At 44.8% G+C, this 12,392-nt stretch carries 11 protein-coding genes; 1 reads left to right on the top strand and 10 read right to left on the bottom strand.

Annotation, left to right across the window (positions count from 1 at the left end):
- Window positions 1-10: 10 nt before the first annotated feature.
- The 9 genes from ACMUMQ_RS10920 to purU form a co-directional block, all read right to left on the bottom strand.
- Entirely contained in the window at window positions 11-964 is a 954-nt protein-coding gene (locus ACMUMQ_RS10920; RefSeq protein WP_414682020.1) for a PDR/VanB family oxidoreductase, read from the bottom strand.
- On the bottom strand, window positions 964-1,491 hold the full coding sequence (locus ACMUMQ_RS10915) for a dimethylamine monooxygenase subunit DmmA family protein (protein WP_414682019.1): 528 nt from the start codon (window positions 1,489-1,491) through the stop codon (window positions 964-966). Before ACMUMQ_RS10915 ends, ACMUMQ_RS10920 begins: the two co-directional genes overlap by 1 nt.
- 59 nt (window positions 1,492-1,550) lie before the next feature.
- Window positions 1,551-2,681 (bottom strand): aminomethyl transferase family protein, encoded by a 1,131-nt coding sequence (locus ACMUMQ_RS10910; protein WP_414682018.1) that lies wholly within the window; start codon window positions 2,679-2,681, stop codon window positions 1,551-1,553.
- Between the two features lie 339 nt (window positions 2,682-3,020).
- Window positions 3,021-3,614, bottom strand: a complete 594-nt coding sequence (locus ACMUMQ_RS10905; protein ID WP_414682017.1) for a sarcosine oxidase subunit gamma — start codon at window positions 3,612-3,614, stop codon at window positions 3,021-3,023.
- 1 nt (window position 3,615) lies between these two features.
- Window positions 3,616-6,531: an FAD-dependent oxidoreductase gene (locus tag ACMUMQ_RS10900; RefSeq protein ID WP_414682016.1), complete on the bottom strand. Its 2,916-nt coding sequence runs from the start codon at window positions 6,529-6,531 to the stop codon at window positions 3,616-3,618.
- Window positions 6,528-6,836, bottom strand: coding sequence for a sarcosine oxidase subunit delta (locus ACMUMQ_RS10895; protein ID WP_414682015.1), 309 nt, complete (start codon window positions 6,834-6,836; stop codon window positions 6,528-6,530). The genes ACMUMQ_RS10900 and ACMUMQ_RS10895 overlap by 4 nt, the downstream gene beginning before the upstream one ends.
- A gap of 10 nt (window positions 6,837-6,846) precedes the next feature.
- The gene (locus tag ACMUMQ_RS10890) at window positions 6,847-8,094 is read right to left on the bottom strand and encodes an FAD-dependent oxidoreductase (RefSeq protein ID WP_317004198.1); all 1,248 of its coding nucleotides are present in this window, start codon (window positions 8,092-8,094) and stop codon (window positions 6,847-6,849) included.
- A gap of 35 nt (window positions 8,095-8,129) precedes the next feature.
- On the bottom strand, window positions 8,130-9,002 hold the full coding sequence (gene folD / locus ACMUMQ_RS10885; protein ID WP_317004199.1) for a bifunctional methylenetetrahydrofolate dehydrogenase/methenyltetrahydrofolate cyclohydrolase FolD: 873 nt from the start codon (window positions 9,000-9,002) through the stop codon (window positions 8,130-8,132).
- Between the two features lie 15 nt (window positions 9,003-9,017).
- On the bottom strand, window positions 9,018-9,878 hold the full coding sequence (purU, locus tag ACMUMQ_RS10880; RefSeq protein WP_414682014.1) for a formyltetrahydrofolate deformylase: 861 nt from the start codon (window positions 9,876-9,878) through the stop codon (window positions 9,018-9,020).
- Window positions 9,879-10,051: 173 nt separating this feature from the next.
- Between purU and ACMUMQ_RS10875 the strand changes: the two genes are divergently transcribed.
- Window positions 10,052-10,810: an IclR family transcriptional regulator gene (locus ACMUMQ_RS10875; protein WP_414682013.1), complete on the top strand. Its 759-nt coding sequence runs from the start codon at window positions 10,052-10,054 to the stop codon at window positions 10,808-10,810.
- Between the two features lie 42 nt (window positions 10,811-10,852).
- Here the strand turns inward: ACMUMQ_RS10875 and ACMUMQ_RS10870 are convergent, their stop codons facing one another.
- Window positions 10,853-12,319: an NAD-dependent succinate-semialdehyde dehydrogenase gene (locus ACMUMQ_RS10870; protein ID WP_414682109.1), complete on the bottom strand. Its 1,467-nt coding sequence runs from the start codon at window positions 12,317-12,319 to the stop codon at window positions 10,853-10,855.
- Between the last annotated feature and the right edge of the window lie 73 nt (window positions 12,320-12,392).

The raw sequence follows: 12,392 nt of genomic DNA, 5'->3' as shown, positions 1-12,392 counted from the left end.
TTCAACTCTCCTACAAATCTAAAACTAATGATGGGCCAGTTGCTCGCGAGACACAGGGCATAATACACTTCTTACTCGCTTTCTCGTCAGCGCTCAAAAATTCGTCTCTGTGTTCAATATCGCCATCCAATACGGAAACAAAACAGCGACCACAAACACCACCTCGACAAGAGCTTTCAATAGGGACTTCCGCAGCTTCCAATGTTTCTAAAATGCTGCTATCGGCTTTAACGTGCAGTTTCACGCCCGACTTGCTCAATTCAATATCAAATGGCTTACCAGGTTCTGGTGCTTTAAAGGCTTCGAAATGAATCGCTTCTCTTGGCCAACCTAACGCTTCGGCTGTTTCTAACACACCATCAATCAAGCTTTGTGGCCCACAAATATAAACATGTGTGCCAACAGGCTGATCAGACAAAATGTCGGTCAAATTACCACGTACGCCTTGGTCAGAGTCATAACAAAACAAGCGGTTTCCTAGCTGACTTTCAAGCTCATCTCGATAAGCGCCAGTCTTACTGCTATGAAACATATAATGCATTTCAACGGTTTCTTCAGACTGCAAAAGCTGAGGAATATAAGACATGAATGGCGTCACTCCGACACCACCGGCAATCAGAATGTGTTTTTTTGCTCCCCAATAAGGCGCAAACAAATTGCTTGGTGGCGTGATAGATAAAATGTCACCTTCTTTCACAACACTGTGCATAAAGACAGAACCGCCACGGGATTCTTCTTGTAGGCGAACTGAAATCTTATAGCATGAAGCATCGTTCGGGTTGCTGACGAGAGAATAAGCGTTGCGCATTACTGCCTCTTCACTTTTCATCGTCACAACCACATGGGAGCCAGCTGAAAAGGCGAGCAAATCGTCATCCTTTTCAGCGACTAAGGTAAATTCTCGAATGGCAGGCGCTACTTCTTTAATCGCACTCACCTTGACAGGAATGGTGTAGTTACTCATTACAGCGCCTCCTTCTCAGGAATTTCAGTAGGGTCTTCAGCGTTAATGTTTAAACCAACATAAGCACCATGAGCGCGGGAGAAATGATCGCGAACTAACAATAGCAAGCCACAACCCTGACAATGGATTGGTGTCTCAACAATGTCTTCCATAACGGTGTAACAATGGGTACAAAACACCCTTCTTGCAGAGGAAGCAGGTTCATTCAACTTCACCTGTTCAGACATAAACCCAGCACCCAGTGCAAACTGATGTATGTCCCACAAAAAAGCCTCTGAACCAAAGACATAGATTTTGGACGACATTGGCAGGCTCGCCATTGCGTTAAGCAAAGCTTGAGGAGGAAGCTTCCCACTTCCTTCTGTCGCCCAATCACTCAAACTAAAATGCAGCACTGTTTTTTTGTCTGCCTCCAACTTCTCGGATACCTCTGTCATGGCATCAGATCGACCCTCTTCCCCTACAAACAGACTCATGCTCGCAGTAAGATCAATCTCCACGGGTTGATAGCTAGGCTTACTTTTCACCTCGGACCCCCATTATCTTCTCCCACTTAATCCAAGACTCATTGTTAAAAATGAATCAATTAATCTTTCACAGTACGTTTTTTCTTCTCTGGATCGTCAAACGGTAACGAATGAGCAATAGCAGAAGTACTGAGGCTGCCTTTCACTTCTAAAGGAGCGCCCTGCTCAGCATAAGCAACATCAAAACGAGCAATGGCCATGGATTTTTTCGTCAAAGGCGAGTACATAGCACAGGTAATAACACCCACTTCTTTGCCATCTGCCCAAAGGGTATCGCCAGCCGCTGCAGCACTGTCTCCTTCCAGTAAAACGCCAAAGATCTTAAAGCGCTCTTTACCTTGCAGACGGAAGTGCTCAGCCGCACCGCGGAATTCTGTTTTGTCTTTGGAGACAGTGAAGTCCAATCCCAACTCCCACAAAGTATCCCCTGCAGGCTCATTTTCAAATGGGTAAACTTCAGAGTTATCATCTGGGAAAAACAACAAGCTACTTTCGACTCGAAGCATATCCAAGGCTAGGAAGCAGCAAGGTTTGATTCCCATTGGTGCGCCGTCTTCTAAAATCTTGTCCCAAATCGCCGTCACATCTGCAGCTTTACAGAAAATTTCGTAACCACGTTCACCTGTATAACCCGTGCGAGAGATCATCACTGGGTAGCCAAATAAGCGAGTTTGCATGTGGTGGAAATAAGGCAATGTACGAACTTCTGGAATGTATTTTTCTAAGAAATCAACCGCCAATGGGCCTTGTAGGGAAATATCATGCAGATCATCATCAAATAAGATCGCCACTTGTAGACCTTGAGCCGCACAAGTCAGCATTTCATAACCACGGCCAGCGCCATGCACCACCATAAAAGCATTTGGGCCAGTACGATAAATAATGCAATCGTCAACAAACTTACCCTGATCATCCAGCATAGAAGCGTAAACAGATTTGCCAGGATACAATTTGGACACATCACGAGTCGTCGCATAATCAATCAGCTTTTCAGCGTGCGGCCCTACGTAATGTACTTTTTTAAGACCAGAAACATCCATTAAGCCAGCTTTTGTGCGTATGGTTTCGTAGGAGCTTTCTACGCTAGCTTCATAAGTCCACGCGGTTTCCATGCCATTCCAATCTTCTAAGGTTGAACCCAATGCAACGTGTCGTGATGCTAGGGCTGTTCGACGCCATGAATTTGCCATAGTGTAGGTTTCCTTTTTATTGAGTTTCAGTAAGTATATCCTTCACTTTACAGAGCCAGTTCGAGATTAGAAATACCTCCTTAGCACTACTCCTAAAGGGTAATGATAAAATATATTTATCAATTAAAATCAATAAGTTATAGATATTAAGAGTATTATTTGAAGGGGTAATCAAATAAGGATTTACCGCATTTAAAACAGCATTTTTTAGATGACAGAAAAAGAGCAAAACAACTTAAAAGATTACACTCAAAATAGAGTGTTTATCTGGGAATACAGGAAAGAAAAGAAGGGAAAATAAAGCCGCTTTTACAAAGTAAAAGCGGCTAGTAGAAAGGATTAAAATTCTTGCGCGGAGTCTATCAAAGCATCCCAAAGATGCTGAGAACTAGACACATCGCTGCACAGTAAATAACGATCCGAAACGCTATCAGAAGCCGAAACATTCACAATAATGCCATTCACTCGTGCAATAGAGGTTTGCGCTATGCAGCCTGCAGCGAACTTATCATGAGACAAATCAACGCCACATACTTTTGCAAACATTTGCGAGCCAAGTGTTCCTGATATTTCAAACATCCCATGACTGTGCTGACAATAAAGTCGATAAACGTCTGCTAAGCCTTGAGAGAGCTGCTCAAGAAGAAAAATACTGTTTGATAGCTCTCCCGTTAAATCCACCAGCCAAAACTCTGTTTTACTCAAGCGTAAAACCCAAAGCCCTGCTTCCGAAAGAAGCGCTTGGTTAGGCGCACTAGGAAAGTTAACGCCTTGACTGGTCAGAAACGCTTCCACACCCACACCACGAAAGCCAACTCGGCTTTTTGTGGTGCTGTCTTTCAACTGAATAGAGCTTTGGTAGCCCGAAGGCAAAAGAGAAAATATCTGGCTCTGACGAGACTCCGCACTTTCACTTACAATAAATTCAGCCATCTTACGCTACCTCCTGACGAGCACCTGTTGGGTCATAGAAAGGCAAAGCAACAACCGTTGCCCACACTTCCTGACCATTAATGCGAATAGGGAAATTCTTGCCTTCATCTTGTTGTTCAATGCCAACAAATGCCAAACCGATATAAGTATCCAGTGTTGGAGAATACTCACATGAAGTCACATTCCCTGTAATATTTGCATCACTTCCTGCGGCATCTAAAACAATGTGGCCTTCTTCTGGTTTTGGAGAAAGTTTATCCAATGTAAAACCAACCAATTTACGCGTCTGCTGACGAGCCATCACAATGTCTACTGAGCGGCTGCCAACATAAAATGGTTTCTTACGGGCAATCGCCCAATCCAATGATAATTCACCCGGATGAGACATACCGTCCGTATCTTGGCTGACAATGATATGTCCCTTTTCAAGACGCAATAAACGCTGTGTTTCCACACCAAATGGTCGTATATCAAAGGCTTTACCAGCCGCCATTAACTCATCCCAGATTTTCAGAGCAAACAAGGTTGGCATGTGAACTTCATAACCTAACTCACCGACAAAACCGACTCGCATTAATCGCACTGGCATGCCATCAATGCTGCCTTCTCGGTAACCTAAGTAAGGGAAAGCTTCATTTGATAAATCCACATCCGTACAGACTTTTTCCAGCACTTTACGAGCCAAAGGCCCAGCGATATTGACCGCTGAAAAAGCAGATGTCACATTGGCAATGTCCACTTTTAAACGCCATTGAGCATTCCACTTTGTCATCTCACGATAAACAGCGTCGACACCACCTGTTGTCGCAGTGACATAAAAATGATCTTCAGCAATACGACACGCCACACCATCATCAACAACAACGCCTTGCTCATTGGTCAAAACCGCGTAACGGGTTTTACCAACTGGCTGCTTAAGGAAAGCGAAAGTGTACATGCGGTTCATAAATTCTGCGGCATCTGGGCCACGCAATTCAATGCCACCTAACGTACTCACATCGATAATGCCAACCGCATTACGAACGGCCATGGCTTCTTGTTTGATCCACTCGCTTCGCTTGTCTTTAGAGCCATAAAAAGCGGGACGACGCCATGCACCGGCAGGAATCATGTGCGCTCCCAACTCAAGGTGTCTCTTATGCATTGGCGTGTAACGATGAGGGTTAAAAATACGACCTGCAATGTTCGCTAATTTCTCAGGAACAAAAGGTGGACGAGCCGTCGTCACGCCAGTTTCGCTAACAGTACGCTCTGTTGCCTTCGCCACCAAACGCGCCGTCGGCAAAGCTGAGTGACGACCTTGAGAAGGCCCCATTCCAACCGTAGAAAAACGCTTCACCAACTGAATATCGCGATAACCTAAACGGGTCGCATTAATAATGTCTTTGGCTTGTAAGTCTTCATCCAAATCAACAAATTCTTTGCCTTTTGGATGTTTAAAAATAGGCCAATCAAAGTTGGTATTTTTAGTACAAGTCACCGCTTCAAAGGGCTTATCTGCCAAACCTAATGCAACCAGCATTTCTTGCGCTGCTCTTTGGCCATCTTTCATCACAGCGTCTAAATCGTGAACACCGTTCACAGAGCCCGCGATAGCAACGCCTTTCGGCAAACCTGTTAACGTGAAACGAGCGCTGGCATCGTCATATTGAAGCTTTGCGCCCCCCTGACACAAAAGCTGATAAGTTGGCATATAACCAGCCGACATGCAGAGTAAGTCACATGGAATTGTGACGCCATTGCGAGCGACCTTGCCTTGCTCAGCAATAGAATGGACTCGAACCGCCGCCAAATGCTTTTTGTCATGACTTGAAACCGCTTCAAACACGGTCGAGTTGGTTTTAATCGCGATGCCTAATGACTTCGCCATGTCGGATAATTCCGATGACGCGCCTTCTTTACGCATATCAACAATCAAAGACACCGTAACACCTTGTTGCGCCATTTCAATCGCAGCCAAGTAACCGTCATCGTTTCCTGTTAACACAACCGCTCGGTCACCCGGTTTGATCGCATAATGCTTCATCAGACGCATCGCTGCGCTGGACATCACCACGCCAGGAAGGTCGTTATTGCGGAAAACAACATGCTGCTCAAAGGCACCAGAAGCCACAATACATTGCTTCGCTCGGATTTTATGCATTCGCTTGCCTTGAATAACAGGCAAATAATTGTCTGCGAACCAAGCATTACAAACCGCTTCTGTCATTACTTGAATGTTTGGATGTTGATCAACCTTGGCAACCAAAGACTGTAACGTGCTTTCTGCCAAGCCGCCTTCAGCATCAAATCTGTGGTAAGTAAGCGCACCGCCAAGCTGCTTATTTTCATCAATCAAGATGACTTTAGCTCCCGCTTCTGCCGCTTGAATGGCTGCCGCTAAACCGGCAGGGCCAGCACCAACCACCGCAAGATCACAAAAACCATAAGCTTTATCGTAATAGCTAGGTCGGAAAGTTAGATCGGCAAAGCCTAATCCTGCTTTTTTACGGATGAAGGGTTCCCACTTATCCCAAATCCCTTTTGGCTTATAAAACGCACGGTAATAAAAGCCTACTGGCATAAAACGCCCTGCGTAACCTAACTTATCATCAGCATCGTCTTCTAACGTGCCGGAATAGTTTTGGCCAAACACGCACATGCCTTTCTTGATGTCTGTTCTATCTGCCAAGACATTCGGTTCTTCAGGCAACTGAACAAGCGTATTTGCATCTTGTCCCGCCATGGTTAATGGCGCTCGTGGTCGATGGTATTTAAAGGAACGGGACATAAGCCATTGATCATTCGCGATCAAAGCGCTGGCAATGGTGTCACCTTCAAAGCCCATATAACGATAGTCTTCAAATTCGAAATTGATCTTTTTATTACGATTAATTAACGACCCCATTGGGGCAGGCAAACGGTCTAAAGCACTCATGCTCTTCCCTCCTGAAGATTTTCACCCTGTTCAAAATCGACTCTGTCTTGATACAACTCAGATGGATCATAGGTTCGTAAAATTTCATCGCTCGCGGTGTGACGCTCAGCAATAAACCAGTAGCCAGAAGGTGAATGAAACCACCATTCTTGAATCACTTTCACTGTGTTATCAGAGTAAAAAACGTAATCGGCCCACTCTTTGTCACTGCAGGTTTTATGGTTAGGCATTTCTTTCACTTCACCGCCGTAGACAAATTCGGTGATGTTTCTAGGGCCATTTAATGGACAAGTCATTAATTTCATTTCGATCCTCCTAGTGACTAGCGGCCGTCGCGCCCATTTCATTGACTTGGCGGAAAACATCAAAGCGATCCATAGCAAAAGGCGCAATCAAATCTGGCACCTTACCGCCATTTGCAACCAATTCAGCCATAGTTTTCCCGCAGATTGGTGTCGCCTTAAATCCCCACGTTCCCCAGCCAGCATCAAGGTAATAATTCTCTACTGGGCTTAACCCCATTATTGGGCTGTAATCTGATGTCATATCTGTAATACCAGCCCATTGACGCATTAGCTTAAGGTTCGCCATGAAAGGAAACATTTCTACCGCACTGGCTAATAGACTTTCTTTTAAATCCAAAGTGGAACGGGTGTTGTACAAAGGATAAGGATCCGATCCGCCACCGAAGACGATTTCTCCACGGCCAGTTTGCTGCACATAGCAATGCAAAGCAGAAGAGCTGACTAATGGATCTAAGAATGGTTTTACAGGTTGAGTAACCATGGCTTGCAACGGATACGTCGTAATTGGCATCTTAATGCCCGCCATCGCCGCCACAATGGAACTGTGACCAGCAACCGCTTGAACCACACAACCACAACTCACCTTGCCGCGATTAGTCTCTACGCCAACGACTTTCCCATGATCAACCGTAACGCCTGTCACTTCGGTTAATTGGTGCAATTCAACGCCACGTTGAGTCGCGCCTTTTGCGTAACCCCAAGCAACCGCATCGTGTCGAGCGGTTGCCCCATCAATGTGCCAAAGACCCGCTAAAATAGGCATATCAGCTGGGTTCATGTTCAAGGTAGGTACCAACTCTTTGATTTGCTTCGGATCGATCAATTCAGTACGACCACCAAAGTGCTTATTCACTTCCGTACGCTGACGAAATGAGCGCACTGTGGCATCTGTGTGAGCAAGAGTCAGTTGGCCACGAGACGAATACATAATGTTGAAGTCAAACTCGTTAGATAGCCCCTGAAAGAGGTCAACCGATTGCTTGTAGAATTTCACCCCTTCAGATGTCAAATAGTTAGATCGAATCACCGCCGTATTACGAGCCGTGTTTCCTCCACCTAAGTAGCCTTTTTCCAAAATAGCGACATTAGTAATACCGTGATATTTCGCTAGATAATAAGCAGTTGCCACGCCATGACCACCGCCGCCAATGATGACCACATCATAATGGCGTTTTAGCTCGGTCGGTGTTGGCAAGTCCGCATCTTTCTCAAATGGATAATCATTGGAAAGACCATATTTCAACAGAGAAAATGGCATAGCAGAGATCCTCTTTTAAATCGTGTATAACCGGCTTAATGCGAAATGTTCATTAATCGTTTCGCAGCCACTAGAGTATTTTTCATCAAACAAGCGATGGTCATTGGTCCTACACCACCAGGAACCGGTGTAATCGCCTGACACATGGGTGCGACTTTGTCGTAGTCCACATCGCCGACTAATTTACGCTTACCATCAAGTTCAATCGCATTGATACCAACATCAATCACAACCGCACCGGGTTTAATCCAAGCATCGTCCACCAGCTTAGGCACACCAACAGCGGCTACTACAATATCCGCCATGCGGCTAATTTCGCTCGCGTTTGGCGTTCGAGAATGCACAACCGTGATGGTGCAGTTTGCCTGCAATAAAAGGTTCGCCATTGGTTTACCAACGATATTTGATCGACCCACAATCACCGCATGCTTACCAGACAAATCACCTAATTCTCGCTGCAGCATTTCCAGACAACCTAGCGGAGTACAAGGAATCAAATCCGCTTGCCCTGTGCCTAACAAACCGACATTCACTGGATGAAATCCATCCACGTCTTTTTGCGGTGAAATCAAACGGATAATACGTTCTTCTGATAAATGCTTAGGAAGAGGTAACTGAACTAAAATGCCATGTACTTCATCGTCTTGGTTCAACGCTTCGACCACTGCGTCTAATTCTTCTTGGCTACAATCTGCCGACATACGCTTTTCAATAGAACGAATGCCTGCTTGCTCAGCTCGTCGAATCTTGTTGCGCACATAAACGCCACTGGCAGGGTCGTCTCCCACTAGCACAACAGCCAAACCTGGCGCTGCATGTCCGGCTTCACACATTTGCTGCACTTCTAAACGAACTTCTTCAACCAGATCGTCTGCCACACTTTTACCGTCAATGACCTTGAACGTCATGTTTGCTCTCCTCAATTATTTAAAAACAACGGTTTTGTTACCGTACATAAACACCCGATTTTCTAGGTGCAGACGCACTGCGGTAGCAAGAGCAACGGTTTCTGTATCACGACCCACTGCCACCAAACGATCTGGCGAGAACGTATGATCAACAGGCTGAACCGATTGAGAAATGATTGGCCCTTCATCTAAGTCAGACGTCACATAATGGGCCGTAGCGCCAATTAACTTCACACCTCGTTCATGGGCTTGGTGATAAGGCTTGGCACCTTTAAATCCAGGTAGGAAAGAATGGTGAATATTAATCGCGCGGCCGTTGAGTTCTTTACATAGACCATCTGAAAGAATTTGCATGTAACGAGCCAATACAATCAAATCCGTTTTGGTTTCTTTCACTATGTCCAACAAAGCCGCCTCTTGTTCTAGCTTGTTTTCTTTATTGACAGGCAAATGTACAAAGCGGATACCTTCACGTTCAGCCATTGGGCGCAAATCTTTATGGTTAGACACAATGGCGGTAATTTCCATTGGCAACTCGCCTTTACGATGGCGGTACAATAAGTCGTCCAAACAATGATCAAATTTACTGACCATCAATAAAACACGCATAGGGGATGCTGTATCCGTCATATCCCACTCCATATTGAATGGAGCCACTTGTGCGTCAAAACCTGCTCGAACTGTATCTAAGCTCGTTTCTGCAGATTCGATGCGACACACTGCACGCATAAAAAAGCGTTTATTTTCTTCATCATCATATTGATGCATTTCTGCGATATAACAGCCTAAGTCTGCTAGGTAAGACGTCACGGAAGCCACAATTCCACTCGTTGCATCACAAGCCGCTTTAAGAACAAACTCTTTTGATTCAGACATTTTTTCTCCTAGAGCACTTTATTAATGAATAAAAGTCATAAATTGATTTGTTTATTTACAGTAAATTAAATATATTCTTAAGAAATAGTTATGACAATAACTTAACCAAATAAAAGCTCATATCTCACAAATTAATTCATATAGTAAAAATACATTTGTATTTGGATAAAAAGATGACGAAGACAACAGAGTATCAAGTACCCGCTTTAGTAAGAGGCCTGCACATTATCGAACTATTCGATGCCAACCATCGTGTATTAAGCACTCAAGACTTCGCAGATCAGCTTGGCGTGAGTGCTTCATCGACTTACCGAATCGTACAAACCTTGCTAGATAGAGGGTATTTAAAAAAAGTCGCACGCAACGCTTATGAACTAGGCCCACAGATAGTGTCCCGTGGTTTTGCTTACTTGGCAGGGAAAGATTTAATCGACGTGGCTGCACCACATTTGAATCAGCTCAGAGATGAGACTTCTATTTCTTGTCATTTGGCGATACGCGATGGACTGGATACGCTCTATATCTATCGAGCACAAGCCTCACAACGACTGTCCGTCAATATCCCGCTAGGAACTCGGCTACCCTGTCACACTAGCGCCATGGGACGAGTTTTATTGCAGCAACTGAGTGATATCGAGTTCAGTGCTATTTATCAGACCCAGCAGCTAGACATGCACCCTCATCCGCATCCGCAAACCATCGCAGAATTAAAGCGTTTGTTAAAAGATGAATGGCAGCAAGGTTACTCTAGTAATCGCTCGGACAACGCCACCGCCATCGCCGCACCAATCCATAATTACATGGGAAAAGTAGTCGCCGCGATCAATATTTCCGGCGCCGACCAAGTGATGAATGATCCAGAGAAGTTTGAAGAGACAAAAAACCAACTATTGAAAACGGCAAAAGCCATCTCACAAGTAGTTCCCATTTAAGGGAACTACTTCATAGGCATCTGTTTTTATTGACTAAAACGATTAAATATCCCCTAAACAAACATATTTCATTTCTAGATAATCCTCTAAGCCATACTTAGAGCCTTCTCGTCCTTGGCCTGACTCTTTGACACCACCAAAAGGAATCACTTCAGAGCTGATGGCCGTCTCGTTTACGCCAACCATGCCGTAATCTAAACGCTCACTGATTCGCCATGAACGAGATTGATCTTTCGTAAACAAATACGCAGCCAAACCAAACTCCGTATCATTGGCCATGGCGACGGCCTCTTCTTCTGTATCAAACCGAAAAATAGGAGCAACAGGCCCAAAAACTTCTTCCTTGGCGATACGCATACTTTGATCTGCATCTCGAATCACGGTTGGTTGGAAAAAATAGCCCCCTTCTGCTCCGCTATTATCACCACCAGCCGTTAACTTAGCCCCTTTGCTCAGGGCGTCTTCTACTAGTGAAGAAACATTTTCAACAGCAATTCGAGTTATAAGCGGCCCCATAGTACTTTTTTCAGCAAGGCCATTTCCGACAACGAAAGCCTGCACTTTTTCCGTATATTTGCTGACAAACTCTTCATAAACACCACTTTGAACAAGAATACGGTTAGCACAAATACAGGTTTGACCCGCATTACGAAATTTAGCGGCTAAGGCACCTTCAACGGCTTTATCCATATCAGCATCGTCAAACACCAATACTGGCGCATTCCCTCCTAATTCCATTGATGTACGTTTGACTGTTTGAGCGGCCTGAGCCATTAGAATTTTTCCAACTCGAGTAGAACCAGTAAAAGTGACTTTTTTAACTAATGAGTGCCCTGTTAATTGCTCTCCTATCTCTGCTGCTGCAACGCCTGGAACCACATTAAACATGCCACTTGGAATACCTGCGCGCTGAGCCAACTCGGCCAAAGCAAGAGCGGACAATGGTGTTTCCGCGGCTGGCTTTAAGACAATAGAACAGCCAGCCGCTAAAGCAGGAGCCACCTTTCGAGTAATCATAGCCACAGGGAAATTCCATGGTGTAATGGCACCCACAACCCCAATAGGTTGCTTAATAACAAGTGAACGACGATCTGTACTTGTACTAGGTAAAACATCCCCATATATGCGCTTCGCTTCTTCAGCAAACCATTCTATATACGACGCTCCATAGATTACTTCTCCTCGAGCTTCGGCAAATATTTTGCCTTGTTCAAGCGTCATAATTTTGGCCAAATCATCTTTATTTTCCATGACCAAATCGAACCACTTCCGCAACACTGCCGACTTTTCTTTTGGTGTCTTTTTAGACCAAACCGCCATGGCATCATGCGCAAGCTCAATTGCTTGTTTGGTTTCTTTACCGCCCAAATCAGCCACTCGAGCAATGACTTCATTAGAGGCAGGATTAACCACATCAAACTCAGCACCATTCTCAGCGGAAACCCACTGACCATTAATAAAACCCTGTGTTTTTAAAAGGCTAGTATCACTTAACATCTGTTCGATCATCATATTCTCCTAGGCGAAATGCCAAGCCTCAGAAATACATGAGCTTATTGGCACGGACTCGCAGACTGAGCCG

It is taken from the genome of Marinomonas algae, assembly GCF_047525555.1.
Lineage (GTDB): Bacteria > Pseudomonadota > Gammaproteobacteria > Pseudomonadales > Marinomonadaceae > Marinomonas.
This window is presented reverse-complemented; position numbering and strand designations above follow the sequence as displayed.